Below are 15,415 nucleotides of genomic sequence, written 5' to 3' on the forward strand. Positions count from 1 at the left end.
AAGCTCAGATCGAACGGGAGCTAACGCAGGTGTCGTGTCCCAATCGTCGGACAATCACCCCTTGAATTCCTGGAACACCCAGTCCCAATAGCCCGGCGCCGGGCCGTCCTCGAACCCGAACTCGGCGCGGATATCGGATAGCTGGCGATCGAGATGATGCTCCCAGCGGATCATGAACAAGGGCTTCTTCTGCTTGGCCCCCAGCGCATAGCCGCGGCTCAGCCCCTCGAGCAAAGCCGGCAAGGTCCTGGGATAATGCAGCCCCGATCGGCTGAGCGAGGTCGACATCAGCACCACGCCATAGAGGTTCAGCTCATGCGCGAACTCGGTCGAGAAATAATTGGCATTGGCCATCGTATTGGCCGCGATCAGCGCGATCTCGCCGACCTGGCTCGGGCACAGCCCGGTGACCATATGCTCGATATCGTGGTTCTGCGCGCGGCGCTTGACGAGGAATTCGTAATCGTCGCGCGGCTCGCCTTTGTAGAGGAAGTCGATCTCATAGCCGCTGTCGGCGATGAACGCATGGATCCGCGCACCCAATGTCCCGGGGGCGCAATGCGCCACCTGCTCGGCGGTGAAATTGGAGGTGAAACGCTCGTCGAGCCACGCGGCGAATTCGGGGAGCCGTTCGCGCTCGGCGGCGAGCAAGGCGGCGGTGCGCGCCGGATCGACCACCTCGCCCATCGCGCGCGACAAGGTGGGGATCAGATAGGCGTCGGGCAGATCGTGCCCGTCGCGCTTGAGCCCCATTTGCGCATAGACGTCGCGGAACAGCGGGCTGTTGAGATATTTCGAATTGCTGATCAGCACGCTCGACGTCGCCGGCTCGGCGGCGCCCATCAGATAGGCGGCTTCGCCCGCCGCGAGGCTCGTATCGGCTTTCATCGCTTACTCTCCCTTGTTCGCCCAGCCGGTGAACGGCGGGTCGGCGACATCGAGCACCGCCCAGCTCCGCCCGATCAGGTCGAGCGCATTGAAGATCCCGGCGCGCGCCATCACGCGGCGCATCCCCTCCGCCTCGATCTGGACGTTCGATCGCCCGCCGTTGGCGAAGCGCAACGTCACCACCAAAGCGGCTTCCCCGTCATGCGTCGGGGTGAGCCGCACGCTTTCGATCCGCGCGTCGTTCATCGCGCGGCGTCGGTCACGCCGCGACCGCGCGCGGCGGCTCGACGAAGACGATATCCGACGGGGTGATCACCGACACCGGGCGAAAGACGAGATGGAGGTTCCAGCTCTTAAGCTGCTCGATCGCCGCCTCGGCCGGCTCGTCCGGCAGCACGCGCGCGGCGATCGCCGGCCAGTCGTCGCCGCTCTCCGGCTGGATGAAGCGACGGATGGGGGCGAGGTTGGTGCTCATGCCGCGATCCTTTCCGCGATGACGCCGGCCCGCGCGGAGGCGTAGCCCGCGTCCTGGCTATAGGCGAGCGCGCCGTTGACGAACACGCGATCGACACCGCTCGCGCGGCGGATGTAGCGGAAGCCGTCAGCCGGGAGATCCTCGACCGGTATCTCGGGGCCGCGGTCGATCGTCTCGGCGTCGAACACCACGACATCCGCAGCATAGCCCGGCCGCAGCAGCCCGCGCTGGCGGAGACCCCACAGCTGCGCGACGTCATGCGTCAGCTTGCGCACTGCGGTCTCCAGCGGCATCGCGTCGAAGCCGCGGACGTAACGGCTGAACAGATACCCCGTATCGCCATAGGTCGCGAAATTGGTAACATGCGCGCCGCCGTCGCCCGCGCCGATCCCGATCAGCGGATCGGCGAGCATCGTCGCGATCTTGGCATCGTCATTATGCCCGATCGCATCGAGCCCGAACGAGGTGGCGAGATCGTCGGCCAGCGCGATATCGATGATCGCCTCGGCGATATGGCAGCCGCGCTCGGCGGCGATGTCGCCGACGCGGCGCCCGATCAGCGCGGGGTCGGGGGTGCCCATCCGTTTCACGTAGGAATCGGCGAAATCGATCTGCAGACCGATCGGCATCATGAAATGATCCATCTCCGCCGCCAGCGCCGCGCGCCGCTCGGGATCGCGCAGCTGGACGAGCTTCTCCGCGTGCGGCAGCAGCGTCATCGCCCACCAGCCCGGCAGGGTCGCAAAGGTCGACATCGGCGCGCCGAGATCGAACGACAGATCGATCGGGCGGGTCTGCATCTGCGGCACGACGCGCGCGCCATGCGCGGTCTGCAGCCGGACGCGATCGAGCGCGATCCCGACCAGTTCGGGCGCGGCATTGCTGTCGAACAAGGGCGAGAAGGTCGTCGCGATCTTGTGCTTGCGCGACAGATCGGCGAGCAGGTCGATCCGCGCGCAGAGCAGGTCGGCGTCCCAGAATTCGGGGACAATCTGGAGGATGCCGCCCTTTTCGCCCAGCGTCGCGCACAGCGCGTCGAGCTCCTTCGGCTCGGCCAGTCGCGCGGGCACCGGGCGCAGTTCGTGATCGATGTCGACCCACGATCCGCTCATCCCGACTGCGCCGGCATCGAGGCATTCGGCGAGCAGCCGCTGCATCTCGGCGATTTCGGCATCGGTCGCGGCGCGTTCGCGCGCGTCGAGCCCCATCACCCACAGCCGCACCAGGCTATGCCCGACGAGTGGCGCGACATTGACGCCGAGCCCGGCGCGGATCGCGGCGAGATAATCGGCGAAGCTCTCCCACGTCCAGGTCAGCCCCGCATCGAACGCATTCTTGGGCATTTCCTCGATCTTGCGAAACGTCGCCCCGAGCAGGTCGCGATGCTCGGCGCGAAGCGGGGCGAGACTGAGCGAGCAATTGCCCGGCATCACCGTCGTCACGCCATGTTCGAGCGACGGCTGCGCCAGCCCGTCCCACACCAGTTGCGCGTCATAATGGGTATGCGGATCGATGAACCCCGGCGCGATCACCCGACCGCCGGCGTCGACCGTCTCGCGCGCCTCGCCCGAAACCTCGCCGACCGCGACGATCCGCCCGTCGCGCACCCCGACATCGCCGCGATAGGCCGGCGCGCCGCTGCCGTCGCAGATCAGCCCGTTGCGAATCACCAGATCGAGCATCGCTATCTCTCCTGCCGGCCGCCGCCTCCGCGGTGTGCCCTGTCATTATTTAGGTACAGAGTGTCCCGTAAAAAATCAAGCCGCACATGTTGCCGGCTGGACTTGGCGCGCACGCCCGTGCCACCGTGGCGCGATGAAGCAGGCGACGGGCCGGGGGCGACCACGCGACGCGGAGATCGACCGCAAGATTCTCGATGCGGCGCGCACGCTGCTCGCCGAGGGCGGCTATCGCGCGCTGGCGTTCGACAGCATCTCGCAGATGACCGACATCCCGCGCTCGATGATCTATCGCCGCTGGCCGACCAAGGCGCATCTCGCCAATGAGATCTCGACCGGCGGGGATGACGGCCTGCCCGACGTGATCGACGCCGAGGGGCTCGACGCACAGGTGCTCGCGCTGGTCCATCAGGTGTTCGATCGCTATCGCCGCCCCGATATCGCCGCCGCCGCGATCGGGGTGATCGCCGCGACGCAGGGCGACCGCACGGTGCAGGACGAGCTTGGGGCCAAGGCCGAGACCGCCGCCCGCGGCGAATTGAGCGCGATCGTCGCGCGCGGCAAGGCGGCGGGGCTGATCGATCCGGCGAGCTCGGCCGATACGTTGTTCGACATGATCGTCGGGACGCTGATCTATCGCGCCTTGTTCAGCATGAAGCCGATCCCGCCCGATTATGCCGAACAGGTGACGCGGATGATCGTCGACGGGCTGGCGGTGCGGCCTTAGCGTATATCGCCGCCCCTCCACCGTTCGGGCTGAGCCTCTCAAAGCCCCGCCCTTTCTTCGCCGGAAGAAGTGCAGCCCCTTCGACAGGCTCAGGGCGAACGGCTCATATGTTGTTCGCATGCTCCGCCGACCGATATCGCCCCGGCGCGATGCCGGTCATCCGGCGGAAGGCGAGCGAGAAGCTCGACGGGTCGGCGAAGCCGAGATCGGCGGCGATCTGCTTGATCGGCAACTGATCCGCGCACAGCAAGGCCTTGGCGCGATCGAGCCGCGCTTCCTCGACGAAGGCGTGGACCGTCCGCCCGGTGCTTTGCTTGAACGCGCGCATGAAATGCCCGCGGCTGAGCCCGACGAGACCGGCCAGTTCAGGCACCTTGATCCCGCCGCTCGGCCAGTCGAACACATATTGCTCGACGCGGCGCAATTGGTGCGGCGATAGCCCCCCGCGGCAGCGCGCGCGCGGCTGCGGCTGCGGCTCGAGCAACCGGTGCAGCTCGACCGGGAGCGCCGCGGCGAGGCTGTCGATCAGGATATCGCTCGCGAACCCCGGCCGCACAGCCTCGCGCCCCAGCCGCCGCATCGATTCGGCGATCCATTCGGAGCGCAGATTGCCGCAGCGCGTCAGCCCCGCGTCATCCCACTCGCGCTCGAAACCGGCCAGCGCAGCGTGCGTGCCGACCGGAAAGGCGCAGGTGATCATCTGATGCGGGCCGCCCGGCCCCGCCCCGCAGATCGACTGCGACGCGGGGACATAGATCAGATTGCCGATCGAGAAGGTCCGCCCCGAAGCGAGCCGGCCGACATAGCGGCTCTCGCGCGGCCGGCGCGTCAGGATCAGCGCGAGCTGATGCTGCGACGGGCGTCGCACCTCTTCGGAAGGGGTTTCATATTCATAGGTCTGCAGCCGGACGCGCGCCATCGTGCCGGACAGCTCCGCCTCGACCTGATTTCTCGATTGGGTCGCTTCCATCTTACGCCTTCCCGCTCGCGCCGCGCTCTCATGTTCGCGCGCCTTTGGTACGCGTGACGGCGCAAATCATCAACGAATCGATTCATTCTGCCATGAATGCGCAGCTTTCCGCGGCAGACGGCGACGCGCTAAGCTGATGCGGACGGCAATGACGTTTCAGCCGGAGAGGTGAGGATGAGTTACAAGATCGATCCCCGGAAACAGATCAACGCGGTCGAGGCGCGGCTTGCGGCGGGCGGCGACGACGCAGCGACCCGGCGCAACCTGCGCACGATGCTCGTGCATATGAAGGCCGAGGCGACCGCCGATTTCGACGCGCTGATGGCGACCGTTTCGCCCGATGCGGCCTATACCAGCTTCAACGTCGGGGTGGATTCGCCGCACAGCCCGCGCTCCAAGGATGCCGTCGCGGCTTATTATCGCGCGCTGGTGGAAAATCATTGCCACCAGATCGAGCATGACCTCGACCGGATCGTCGCCGATCGCGACAATATCACCACCGAGGGCGATATCCGCATCGCCTATCCCGCTGCCGCATTGCGCGCGATGGGGCATGATGTGCCGGAAGATGCGCCTTATTATCTCTACGAGGCGCGGCTGATGATCGTCTGGGGGTTCGACAACGACGGGCTGGTCAAGTGCGAGGACAGCTATGGCGCGATGGACGGCTTCGCCGGGATCGCCACGCGACCGGTGCAGCAGAGCGAGATCTGCACGATCGCGGGGTGAGTCTGCCCCCTCCCTGGAAGGAAGGGGCTGGGGGTGGGTCGGTATGAGGGATACCGGTCCGCTTCCTCGCGGGCCAACCCACCCCCGCCCCCTCGCTTGTTCAAGGGAGGGGAGAAGAGATTACAGCTTCACTCGCGCCATGCCGGCGGGGGCATAACGCGGCCCTGCCGTCGCGCCGCTCGGCGCCGCTGCGGCGATCGTCGCGAGGTCGTCGGCGGTCAGCGTGACATCGGGCGCGCCGGCGCTGTCGCGCATCGTCTCGCTGCGCTTGACCCCGGGGATCGGCACGATGTCGTCGCCCTGTGCGAGCAGCCACGCCAGCGCGATCTGCGCGTTGGAGACGCCGTGGCGCTGCGCCACCGTCGCGATCGCATCGACGATCGCGAGATTCTTCGGCATGTTCTCGGGCGAATAGCGCGGATCGTTGCGGCGCCAGTCGTCGGGGGCGAGATCGTCGAGGCTGCGGATCCCGCCGGCGAGCAGCCCCCGCCCGAGCGGGCTGTAGGGCACAAAGCCGATGCCATTCTCGCGGCATGCCTGGAGGATGCCGTTCTCGACGTCGCGCTCCCACACCGAATATTCGGTCTGCAATGCGGCGATCGGATGCACCGCGGCGGCGCGGCGCACCGTCTCCGCCGCAGCCTCGGACAGCCCGAGGTAACGCACCTTCCCTTCCTTCACCAGCTCGGCCATCCCGCCGATCGTCTCCTCGATCGGCACATCGGGGTCGACACGATGCTGGTAGAACAGGTCGATCGTGTCGATGCCGAGCCGTTTCAGCGATCCCTCGCACGCGCGCCGCGCATTTTCCGGGCTGCCGTCGACCGCGACCGGATTGTTGCCCTCCCAGCGCATCGCGAATTTGGTCGCGATGACCAGCCCGTCGCGCTTGCCCTTGATCGCCGCGCCGACCAGTTCCTCGTTGCTGAACGGCCCGTACATTTCGGCGGTATCGAAGAAGGTGATGCCGAGATCGATCGCCTCGTGGATCGTGCGGGTCGACACATCGTCATCGGCCGCGCCGTAGATGATATTGCCGCCGCGGATCATCGGCATGCAGCCGATCCCGATCGCGGACACCTTCAGCCCGTGCCCCAGCGTACGATATTTCATGTCCGGTTCTCCTCTTGTCGGTCCAGTCGGCGTCAGAAACGTTCGCCGACCATTTCTTCGCTCTTCGCCCACAATGCCTTGGCGCGCTCGGGATCGCGCGCATAACCCCGCACGCCGGCGAAGATGCTCGTCGATTCCTCCAGTTCGGCGACATGGCAGTCCTCGCAATAGAGCCCGCCCACTTCATCCGCCGGGGCGACTGCCGCCGCCCACACCGATGTCGCCGCGCCCTGCGGGATCGACTTATAGGTGAACGGCAGCGCGCCACTTTCGCTTTGCGGCGCGCCGAGCGACGCGAGCAGCTGATCGATGCTCTCCTGCGTCAGGTGCCGCCCCAGCTCGGTCTGGATCGCGCCGGGATGGACCGCGGCCGCGCGGACCCCGCGATCGCGGTGCCGGCGATCGAATTCGACCGCGAACAGGATATTGGCCGTCTTGGAGCGGCCATAAGCGACGAATTCGACATAGGGCGTATGGTCGAAATTGGGATCGTCGAGATCGACATCGGCGATACGATGCCCCGCCGAGGCGAGATTCACCAGCCGCCCGCCGGGCCGCAGCAGCGATGCGATGCGGTTGACCAGCACGAAATGGCCGAGGTGGTTGGTGCCGAACTGGGTCTCGAACCCGTCCTGCGTCTGCCCCTTGGGACAGGCCATCACCCCGGCGTTGGCGATGATGATGTCGAACGGACGGCCATCGGCGCGCAAGGCATCGGCGCAGGCACGCACGCTGGCGAGCGAGGCGAGATCGAGCTGGACCAGTTCGAGGCTCCCGCCGCCGGCCCTGGCCGCCTCGCGCACCACTGCGGTCGCCGTCTCGGCCTTGGCCAGATCGCGCGCCGCCCCGACGACGTCGGCGCCGTGCGCGGCAAGCGCGCGCGCCGTCTCCACCCCCAGCCCGGCCGATACGCCCGTCACGAGGATGCGTTTGCCCGCGAGATCGACGCCGGCGAGTATCTCGTCGGTGGTCGATTCCGCGCCGAAGGCATTGGTCATGGATCGTTTCTCCTGTGTCGGGGAATGATTGGACAGACAATGATGTGGATCGCGCCGTGGAGGGTCGTCCGCTGCCGGCCCGATATTGGGCCGGGCGCGCTACGGCCGAAGCGCGATCCGATCGAAGTCTTGCCCGATCCTATCAACAGCGGTGCGCTCTGCGCGTGGGCGACTTGTCTCGGCGCGCAAGCTTCACGATGTTGCGGGCATGCAGGAACAGCTCAGCCGGATGCTGGCGATCGCCGCGCGCCACGTCGACGGCATGCGGCGCGACACGCTTATCCCCCGCGTCGCGGTGCACGGCGGCATCGGACCGACGCTGCCGACCCCGAGCCTGTACGAGCCCGCCTTGTGTCTCGTCCTGCAGGGCGCGAAGCAGGTGATGATCGGCGATCGGCTGCTGCGCTACGACCCGGCGAGCTATTTCATCACCGGCGTCGATCTGCCCGCCTCTGGCTGGGTGGTCGAGGCGACCCCGGCCAAACCCTATGTCGCGGTGAGCCTGCGGCTCGATCGCGCCAGTCTGCTCGCGTTGATCTCTGATATGCCTCCCGCCGCGGAGGGAGAAACGCGCGGTTTCGCGGTGAGCGCGGTCACCCCCGATCTGCTCGACGCCTGGACGCGCCTGCTCGCCCTGCTCGACACCCCCGATGATATCGCGGTGCTCGCGCCGATCCACGAGCGCGAGATCCTCTACCGGCTACTCAAGGGGCCGCAGGGCGGGGTGCTGCGCCAGGTGGTGCGGACGGACAGCCGGCTGAGCCGGGTGCGGCAGGCGATCGCGTGGATCCGCGCGCATTTCGACGAGATGCTGCGCGTGGAGGACCTCGCGGAGCGGGCCGGGATGAGCCCCGCGTCGTTCCACCGCCACTTCAAGGCGGCGACCGCGATGAGCCCGCTGCAATATCAGAAGACGCTGCGGCTGCAGGAGGCGCGACGACTGCTCATCGCCAGCGGCGGCGCGGCGCGGGCGGCGCATATGGTCGGCTATGAAAGCGCGTCGCAGTTCAGCCGCGAATATGCCCGCATGTTCGGCGCCCCGCCGCACCGCGACGCCGGGCGCCTGCGCGGCGGGAACAGGGTGTTAGAGGACGCCAGCGGCGCTGCCTGACCAACGGGTTATCGCGTCCAGAATGAGACGAACCGTGGATCGACATCGCGCGCCGGCGGTTTTGTCGGTGGCGATGCGGCGCTCCCTTCCCGCGCCGTGTCGCCGCCCGATAATGGATGCACTGGATCAACTCTGTGACCCCGCTCGAAATCGCTGCTTTTCAGCAGGAACTCTTTGTCACACCGCGCATGGAGATTCTTCGTCTCTACCTCGATCTCGAGGAGAATGATCCCCGCTTCGAAGTGGTCGAAGCCTGGGTGCGCACCTATCGGCTGAACGAACAGGCTGCATGAAGCGGCGGCGGGCGTCGCGGCGCCCGCCGACCGTCACTTATCGACGCACCACGCGCTGCTCGATCACCTGATCGAGCGTCCAGCGGATCGACGACGCATCCGCCGGGGGGTTGGCGATCTTTTCCTCGATGATCCGCAGGCGGTATTCGATCCCCGGATGCGGGGCGAACCCTTCGATGCCGCCATAATGCAGCTGCCAGCGGTCGCCAGGCTTCTCGCGGATCTGCAGGCAGGTCATCCGGCCGACCCCATTGCACGGGCGGGTTTCGGCCGAGACATAGACCAGCTTGCGCGGGGCATCGGCGGCGGGCTTGTGCGCCGCGCGATAGGTCAGCGTCGCGCCCTTGGCGGTGCGCAGGACCAATTGATCGCCCGCAAGGCGATAGCGCGTGACTGCCGACAGCGCGTCGACATAGGCGCGCTCGGTCGCCATCGCCGGCGGCGGGCAGGCCATCAGCGTGCTGGCGAAGCCGTGCTTGCCGTCGCCGAAGCGCAACGTATCGCGGCCGACGCGGAACGCGCCGCCGGTGCGGTTGCACCCGGTGTCGCTCGAAAAGCGCCCGTTCGCGGCGTCGAAATCGAGCCGCAGCGGCTTGCCCTGTGGCAATGGGCGCCCGCTCCACGCCACCAGATCCCAATGCTGCGCTGCGAGCCGGGCGGCGGCACCTTTCGCGCTCGCGGGGGCGGCATCCGCCGCACCCGCCGCCAGGACCACGGCGAGACCGAGCATCATCGCGCCGGTCCGGTCGATCAACTTCATCGCAAACTCCTTTGTTACGGAGGCGAATAGGTCGCGCCGGATGAACCCGGCATGTCGCCATTGTTGCGGGTGCGAAAGGTGCGCGCGGGTCAGCGTAGCGGGGTGCCGATCGACCAGAGGTGGCCGAACGGATCGCGCACCTGCGCATAGCGATCGCCCCAGAACATATCCTCCGGAGCCATCACCGAGGTCGCCCCGGCATCGACCGCGCGCTGATACCATTTGTCGGTATCGTCGACCTGCAGGTGGAGCACGAGACCCGCGGGCTCGCTCGCTGGCTTGCCCGAATATTCGGGGAAATCGTCATGCATCATCAGCGACGCGCCGTTGATATGGAGATGCGCGTGCATCAGCCGCTCGCCGTCCTCCGCGGGCGCCCGCGCCTGCTCGGTCGCGCCGAACGCGCGGGCGTAGAAATCGATCGCCTCCTTGGCGCGCTTGTCGCGAATCGTGATGTGCGGGGTAAGGCCGCTGGTAGGCGCTTGATTGGCGGGGCCGCTCATCTTCCATCTCCTTGCAACAGGGTGTGATCGCGCGAAGACTAGCCGATCGGCGCCGCCACGTCGAAGCCGATTGTTGCGGGATTGTCACCGGTCGCGTGCGGCGGCTACGAACGCCGCATGACCGACAGCACCGCCAAGCCGCCCCGCCCCGGCCGCCCCGAGAGCCCGCAACGCCGCCTGCTTCTCGAAGGCATCGCCACCGCGATCGGCGCGGCGGCGGTGGGGCTGCCGGCGGAGGCGGCGACCAAGCCGGCCGCGCGGCCCGCTGGCGGGGCGAGCGACGCGGCGCTGCGCGCACATATCGATACAATCGTCGTGATCTACGCCGAGAACCGCAGCTTCAACAATCTGTTCGCCGATTTCCCCGGGCTCCAGAACCCGCTGTCGAAGGTGCCCGCCGACCGCACGCTCCAGCGCGACCGAGACGGCAAGGTCCTGGAGAAGTTGCCCAAGATCTGGGAGGGGCTGGTCCCCAACAAACAGGTGGTTGAGCATCGCGACTATCAGATCGGCCCTGACGATCTGCCCGCGCTGCCCAATGCGCCCTTCGCGCTGTCGACCCCGGAGGGCGATCCGCTGCCGCATGGCGTCGTCACGCGCGATCTGGTCCACGCCTTTTACAACAACCAGCTGCAGATCAACGGCGGGCGCAACGACGGCTTCGTTGCCTGGGGCGACAGCGGCGCGCTGGTGATGGGCCATTATGGTGACGGCTCGTCCAACCTGCGGCTGTGGCAGATCGCGCGCGAGTTCACGCTGTGCGACAATTTCTTCATGGGGGCATTCGGCGGCTCCTATCTCAACCACCAATATCTCATTGCGGCGCGCCCGCCTTTCTATCCCGATGCCGACAAGAGCCCGGCGAAGGGCCGGATCGCGATCACCGAGGACGGCGATCCCAGGAGCATCCGCATCAAGCAGACCGCCAATTCGCCCAAGAGCGCGATGGACGGCCCGGTGCAGTTCGTGCCCAATTCGATCACCCCCGATTTCTGGGCGGTCAACACGCTGATGCCGCCTTATGCGCCGACCTATGATCTCGATCCCGCGCGGCCCGGCTATGCCAATTGGCAGAGCGCGCACACGCTCGTCCCGCAGAGCCACAAGACGATCGGCGACATGCTGAGCGCGAAGACTGTCGACTGGGCGTGGTATGGCGGCGGCTGGGCGGCGGCGCTTGCCGGGCACGGCACCGACGGCGCTTTCCCGACGCGGCCCAATTTCCAGCCGCATCACCAGCCGTTCAACTATTTCACCCAATTCGCCCCCGGCACCGCGGCGCGCGACCGGCATCTGCGCGACGGCGGCACCGGCGAGACCGCGCGGACCAACAAGTTCCTCGCCGATGCCGCGGCGGGCAAGCTGCCCCCGGTCACCTTCTACAAACCGCAGGGCAACCTCAACATGCACGCCGGCTATTCGGACGTCGATGCCGGGGACCGCCATATCGCCGGGGTGATCGACGCGCTGCGCAAGAGCCCGCAATGGGCGAAGATGCTGATCGTCGTCACCTTCGACGAAAATGGCGGCTGGTGGGATCATGTCGCGCCGCCCAAGGGCGACCGCTGGGGGCCGGGCACCCGCATCCCCGCGCTGGTGATCTCGCCGCACGCGCGGCGCGGCGAGGTCGATCATACGATCTACGATACCGGATCGATCGCGCGCTTCATCACGCGGCGCTGGGGGCTGGAGAAGCTGCCGGGGCTGGTCGAACGCGAGCGCGCGATGATCGCGGCGGGCGGCCCGCCGCCGGGCGATCTGACGCAGGCGCTGAGGTTGGAGTAGTTGCTGCGCAGCGCGGGCGGGGGTAGAATCCGAATTTCTTCATCGTCATGCCGGGCTCGACCCGGCATCCAGAGCCACAAAGGACACCGCCTGAGACTCTGGGTGCCGGGTCGAGCCCGGCGTGACGATGAAAGGTGAAGCCGAGCGGCGGGACGTCGGTCACGTCGAGCCGCCGCTGTGCTCCCGCGGAGGCAGGAACACAATATGGGGGCGCCCACCCCGGCGAACGCCGGGGTCCAGGATCAGGCCGGTCGTAACTTTACCCCGGCCTTCGCCGGGGTGGATCCCGCGACGCGCTAGAATTCGATCCCGGCCTGCGCCTTCACCCCGGATCGGAACGGGTGTTTCACCTGCGTCATCTCGGTCACCAGATCGGCCGCCTCGATCAGCGCCGCGGGGGCATTGCGGCCGGTGACGACGACATGCTTCATCGCCGGCCGCGCGGTGAGCACCGCCAGCACCTCGTCGAGCGGCAGATAATCGTAGCGCAGCACGATGTTGAGCTCGTCGGCGACCACCATGTCATAGGCCGGGTCGGCGATCATCCGCTTCACCTCGTCCCACGCGACGCGCGCGGTCGCGATATCGCGTGCGCGGTCCTGCGTATCCCAGGTGAAGCCCTCGCCCATCGGCTTGAACTCGGCATGCGCGGGAAAAGCGTCGAACACCGCTTTCTCGCCGGTGGTCATCGCGCCCTTGACGAACTGGATCACCCCCACCTTCATGCCGTGGCCGATCGCGCGCACCGCCATCCCCAATGCGGCGGTGGTCTTGCCCTTGCCGGCGCCGGTGTGGACGATCAGCAGCCCCTTCTCGATCGTCTTGGCCGCGACGATCCTGGCCTGCGCCGCCTGTCGCTTCTTCATCTTTTCGGCGTGCTGCGCCTCGGTCCGTTCGGCCATCGTCTTGCTCCTTGCGGGATCTTCGCGTCCCAAGAGAGGTTTGTCGCCCGAGGGAGAAGGTCTGGCTCCCGACCCCGCTTCGCAGTGTCGTTTACAGTGGCGCGACCGCGCCGGGCTTTCACCGGCTTCTTCTTCCTCTGTGCACGCGCGACCTAGAAGCCGCAGCGCCGCGGCGTCAACGTCTCTCGCCGGCGCGAAGATCGGGCGCCGAAATGCGGCGCCCGATCCCCCGAACCCTTCAGGCGTCGGTCAGCTCGGGCGCGTCGTCGACGATGTTGCCCGATTGCCGATCGAACAGCCGGCGATACTGGCCCCCCGCATCGGCAAGCAGCGCATCGTGATCGCCGTCCTCGATGATCCGCCCCTGATCGAACACCAGGATGCGGTCGAGCGTGCGCACCGTGGAGAGCCGGTGCGCGATGACGATCGCGGTGCGGCCCTTCATCAGCCGGTCCATCGCCTGCTGGATCAGCGCCTCGCTCTCCGAATCGAGGCTGGAGGTCGCCTCGTCGAGGATGAGGATCGGCGCATCCGCCAGGAAGGCGCGAGCCAGCGCCACGCGCTGACGCTCGCCGCCAGACAGCTTGACCCCGCGCTCGCCGACCAACGTGCTGTAGCCACGCGGCAGCTTGACGATGAAGTCATGCGCATTGGCGAGCCGTGCCGCCGCCTCGATCTCGCGCTGCGTCGCCTCCGGGCGGGCGTAGGCGATATTGTCGGCGAGGCTGCGGTGGAACAGGATCGGTTCCTGCTGTACGATCGCGATCTGCCGACGCAGCGATTGCTGGGTCGCGTGCGACACATCCTGGCCGTCGATCGTCACCCGGCCCGCGCTGACGTCGTAGAGCCGCTGGACGAGCTTGACGAAGGTCGTCTTGCCCGATCCCGAATGTCCGACGAGGCCGACGCGCTCGCCGCCGCGGATCACGAGATCGAGGTGCTCGTAGAGCGGCGTCTCATGCCCGCCATAGCGGAAGGTGACATCCTCAAAGCGCACCTCGCCCGCGTCGATGCGGATCGGCACCGCGTCGCTGCGATCCTCGATCCCGAGCGGCTGATCGTGCAGGTCGACCAGCTCCTCCATCTCGTTCACCGAGCGTTGCAGGTGATGGATGTGGAAGCCGATGTCGGACAGATAGCCGTGGACCACGAAATAGCTGGCGAGCACATAAGTGACATCGCCCGGCGTCGCCGCCCCGCGCCACCACAGCCACAAGGCCGCGCCGGTGATTGCGCTGCGAATGCCCCATAATACGAGGAGCTGCCCGCTGCCCGACCAGGTGTAGCGCATCCAGGTGCGCCGCGTCCGCTTCGCCCATTTGGTGAGCAGCCGGTCGACCCGACCCTCTTCGCGATCCTCGGCGCCGAACGCCTTGACCACCGCGTTGGAGCCGATCGCGTCGGACAAGAGCCCGCCCAATTTAGTGTCCCACGCGTTGGACAGCGTCGAGGCCGGCGCCGCCCAGCGCGTCGCGAGCACGACGGTCATCGCGATATAGGCAAGCGCGCCCACCCCCATCACCACGCCGAGGATCGGCCAGTGCCAGCCGAGCAGCAGCATCGTCCCGACGAGCACGACGGTCGACGGCAGCAACTGGAGCAGCAGCACGTCGTTGAGCGTGTCGAACGCCCACATGCCGCGGGTGATCTTGCGCACGGTCGAGCCGGCGAAGCTGTTGGCGTGCCAGTCGGTCGAGAAGCGCTGGACGCGGTGGAAGGCGTCGTGGGTCACGTGGCGCATGATGCGCAACGTGAACGGCACGATCCCCGCCCAGGCGACGTGGCGCAGCGCGACCATCGCGAGGCCGAGCGACGCCATCGCCGCGAACAGCAGCAGCGCGCCCTCGCGCCGGTTGGCGGCGAGCGCGTCGATCAGCCGGCCGGCGAAAAGCGGCACGAAAATCTCGGTGACCGTCGCCGCGGTGATGAACAGCGCGATAAAGATCGCGCGGCCGCGTTGCGCGGCCCAGTGACGAAAGGTGAATGCAAGCACGCGGCGGATCGAATCCGCGCGGTCTTCGGCGCGTGTTAATGCCATGTCGTGAACCGGCGCTCAGGCGCCGTCTCCAATGCGATGAATGTCAGGATCGATCGGGCGAAAACCCGAATCGGGAGGCTTCAGAACCTAATGGCGGTAATGCCTAATGGCTCCGAACCCGCCGAGAGGGCGTGCTGTGGTCGACATGATCATCTACGCCCTCCTTTCTTCGCGCTGGAATGCGGTGGCCGTGTAACAATATTCGATGTGACTGGCAAGTGGCTGATTTTGCGGACACCGTTTATTACAATTGTGCGGCGGCATCGCGGCCAATACTGCTTCTCGTCGAACGAGCATTGCGTATCCGCCTCCCTTGTGTCCCGGCGAAGGCAGAAGCACATGAGAGGGACGATTGTCATCGGTCCGCAACGAAAGCGTCACGAAAATTGCACGGCCGGCGTCCACAGGCGCCTCGTTCTGCGTCGCAGCAACGACCACAAAAAA

General features: G+C 67.0%; 16 protein-coding genes. 5 read left to right on the top strand and 11 right to left on the bottom strand.

The features are described 5' to 3' along the window. Positions 1-54 precede the first annotated feature (54 nt). The 4 genes from NED98_RS07465 to NED98_RS07480 are packed head-to-tail and all read right to left on the bottom strand — an operon-like array spanning position 55 to position 3,045. Positions 55-888 (bottom strand): Coq4 family protein, encoded by an 834-nt coding sequence (locus tag NED98_RS07465; RefSeq protein ID WP_265312437.1) that lies wholly within the window; start codon positions 886-888, stop codon positions 55-57. A gap of 3 nt (positions 889-891) precedes the next feature. Further along, positions 892-1,134: a hypothetical protein gene (locus tag NED98_RS07470; RefSeq protein ID WP_265312438.1), complete on the bottom strand. Its 243-nt coding sequence runs from the start codon at positions 1,132-1,134 to the stop codon at positions 892-894. A 13-nt stretch (positions 1,135-1,147) separates the two neighbouring features. Further along, on the bottom strand, positions 1,148-1,363 hold the full coding sequence (locus NED98_RS07475; RefSeq protein ID WP_265312439.1) for a hypothetical protein: 216 nt from the start codon (positions 1,361-1,363) through the stop codon (positions 1,148-1,150). Continuing rightward, on the bottom strand, positions 1,360-3,045 hold the full coding sequence (locus NED98_RS07480) for an N-acyl-D-amino-acid deacylase family protein (RefSeq protein WP_265312440.1): 1,686 nt from the start codon (positions 3,043-3,045) through the stop codon (positions 1,360-1,362). Before NED98_RS07480 ends, NED98_RS07475 begins: the two co-directional genes overlap by 4 nt. Positions 3,046-3,178: 133 nt before the next feature. Between NED98_RS07480 and NED98_RS07485 the strand changes: the two genes are divergently transcribed. Then, positions 3,179-3,769, top strand: coding sequence for a TetR/AcrR family transcriptional regulator (locus tag NED98_RS07485; protein WP_265312441.1), 591 nt, complete (start codon positions 3,179-3,181; stop codon positions 3,767-3,769). Between the two features lie 103 nt (positions 3,770-3,872). On the opposite strand, the gene NED98_RS07490 is transcribed toward NED98_RS07485, so the two are convergent. Beyond that, positions 3,873-4,739, bottom strand: coding sequence for a helix-turn-helix transcriptional regulator (locus NED98_RS07490; RefSeq protein ID WP_265312442.1), 867 nt, complete (start codon positions 4,737-4,739; stop codon positions 3,873-3,875). A 174-nt stretch (positions 4,740-4,913) separates the two neighbouring features. Between NED98_RS07490 and NED98_RS07495 the strand changes: the two genes are divergently transcribed. Further along, positions 4,914-5,468 carry a nuclear transport factor 2 family protein gene (locus tag NED98_RS07495; protein WP_265312443.1) on the top strand — a complete coding sequence of 185 codons (555 nt, stop codon included), beginning with the start codon at positions 4,914-4,916 and terminating at the stop codon, positions 5,466-5,468. A gap of 120 nt (positions 5,469-5,588) precedes the next feature. Here NED98_RS07495 and NED98_RS07500 read toward each other — a convergent pair whose 3' ends face one another. Beyond that, complete coding sequence (locus tag NED98_RS07500) at positions 5,589-6,581, bottom strand: aldo/keto reductase (protein WP_265312444.1); 993 nt, start codon at positions 6,579-6,581, stop codon at positions 5,589-5,591. A gap of 32 nt (positions 6,582-6,613) precedes the next feature. After that, positions 6,614-7,579: an SDR family NAD(P)-dependent oxidoreductase gene (locus NED98_RS07505; RefSeq protein ID WP_265312445.1), complete on the bottom strand. Its 966-nt coding sequence runs from the start codon at positions 7,577-7,579 to the stop codon at positions 6,614-6,616. 208 nt (positions 7,580-7,787) lie between these two features. Between NED98_RS07505 and NED98_RS07510 the strand changes: the two genes are divergently transcribed. Both NED98_RS07510 and NED98_RS07515 read left to right on the top strand, forming a co-directional pair. Further along, positions 7,788-8,690, top strand: coding sequence for an AraC family transcriptional regulator (locus NED98_RS07510; RefSeq protein WP_265312446.1), 903 nt, complete (start codon positions 7,788-7,790; stop codon positions 8,688-8,690). 134 nt (positions 8,691-8,824) lie between these two features. After that, complete coding sequence (locus NED98_RS07515; RefSeq protein ID WP_179515320.1) at positions 8,825-8,983, top strand: hypothetical protein; 159 nt, start codon at positions 8,825-8,827, stop codon at positions 8,981-8,983. A 37-nt stretch (positions 8,984-9,020) separates the two neighbouring features. Here NED98_RS07515 and NED98_RS07520 read toward each other — a convergent pair whose 3' ends face one another. Then, positions 9,021-9,743 (bottom strand): META and DUF4377 domain-containing protein, encoded by a 723-nt coding sequence (locus tag NED98_RS07520; protein ID WP_265312447.1) that lies wholly within the window; start codon positions 9,741-9,743, stop codon positions 9,021-9,023. Between the two features lie 89 nt (positions 9,744-9,832). Continuing rightward, positions 9,833-10,246, bottom strand: coding sequence for a VOC family protein (locus tag NED98_RS07525; protein ID WP_179515318.1), 414 nt, complete (start codon positions 10,244-10,246; stop codon positions 9,833-9,835). Positions 10,247-10,363: 117 nt separating this feature from the next. Between NED98_RS07525 and acpA the strand changes: the two genes are divergently transcribed. After that, positions 10,364-12,031, top strand: a complete 1,668-nt coding sequence (acpA, locus tag NED98_RS07530) for an acid phosphatase (protein WP_265312448.1) — start codon at positions 10,364-10,366, stop codon at positions 12,029-12,031. A 296-nt stretch (positions 12,032-12,327) separates the two neighbouring features. Here acpA and cobO read toward each other — a convergent pair whose 3' ends face one another. Continuing rightward, positions 12,328-12,933 carry a cob(I)yrinic acid a,c-diamide adenosyltransferase gene (cobO, locus tag NED98_RS07535; RefSeq protein WP_265312449.1) on the bottom strand — a complete coding sequence of 202 codons (606 nt, stop codon included), beginning with the start codon at positions 12,931-12,933 and terminating at the stop codon, positions 12,328-12,330. A 238-nt stretch (positions 12,934-13,171) separates the two neighbouring features. Then, complete coding sequence (locus NED98_RS07540) at positions 13,172-14,971, bottom strand: ABC transporter ATP-binding protein (protein ID WP_265312450.1); 1,800 nt, start codon at positions 14,969-14,971, stop codon at positions 13,172-13,174. Positions 14,972-15,415 lie beyond the last annotated feature (444 nt).

Source organism: Sphingomonas lycopersici, assembly GCF_026130605.1.
GTDB classification, from domain to species: domain Bacteria; phylum Pseudomonadota; class Alphaproteobacteria; order Sphingomonadales; family Sphingomonadaceae; genus Sphingomonas; species Sphingomonas lycopersici.

Bases quoted from the DNA above. Each gene is read 5' to 3' on its own strand.
- NED98_RS07465 (WP_265312437.1), bottom strand. From the start codon at position 888: ATGAAAGCCGATACGAGCCTCGCGGCGGGCGAAGCCGCCTATCTGATG.
- NED98_RS07470 (WP_265312438.1), bottom strand. From the start codon at position 1,134: ATGAACGACGCGCGGATCGAAAGCGTGCGGCTCACCCCGACGCATGAC.
- NED98_RS07475 (WP_265312439.1), bottom strand. From the start codon at position 1,363: ATGAGCACCAACCTCGCCCCCATCCGTCGCTTCATCCAGCCGGAGAGC.
- NED98_RS07480 (WP_265312440.1), bottom strand. From the start codon at position 3,045: ATGCTCGATCTGGTGATTCGCAACGGGCTGATCTGCGACGGCAGCGGC.
- NED98_RS07485 (WP_265312441.1), top strand. From the start codon at position 3,179: ATGAAGCAGGCGACGGGCCGGGGGCGACCACGCGACGCGGAGATCGAC.
- NED98_RS07490 (WP_265312442.1), bottom strand. From the start codon at position 4,739: ATGGAAGCGACCCAATCGAGAAATCAGGTCGAGGCGGAGCTGTCCGGC.
- NED98_RS07495 (WP_265312443.1), top strand. From the start codon at position 4,914: ATGAGTTACAAGATCGATCCCCGGAAACAGATCAACGCGGTCGAGGCG.
- NED98_RS07500 (WP_265312444.1), bottom strand. From the start codon at position 6,581: ATGAAATATCGTACGCTGGGGCACGGGCTGAAGGTGTCCGCGATCGGG.
- NED98_RS07505 (WP_265312445.1), bottom strand. From the start codon at position 7,579: ATGACCAATGCCTTCGGCGCGGAATCGACCACCGACGAGATACTCGCC.
- NED98_RS07510 (WP_265312446.1), top strand. From the start codon at position 7,788: ATGCAGGAACAGCTCAGCCGGATGCTGGCGATCGCCGCGCGCCACGTC.
- NED98_RS07520 (WP_265312447.1), bottom strand. From the start codon at position 9,743: ATGAAGTTGATCGACCGGACCGGCGCGATGATGCTCGGTCTCGCCGTG.
- NED98_RS07525 (WP_179515318.1), bottom strand. From the start codon at position 10,246: ATGAGCGGCCCCGCCAATCAAGCGCCTACCAGCGGCCTTACCCCGCAC.
- acpA (WP_265312448.1), top strand. From the start codon at position 10,364: ATGACCGACAGCACCGCCAAGCCGCCCCGCCCCGGCCGCCCCGAGAGC.
- cobO (WP_265312449.1), bottom strand. From the start codon at position 12,933: ATGGCCGAACGGACCGAGGCGCAGCACGCCGAAAAGATGAAGAAGCGA.
- NED98_RS07540 (WP_265312450.1), bottom strand. From the start codon at position 14,971: ATGGCATTAACACGCGCCGAAGACCGCGCGGATTCGATCCGCCGCGTG.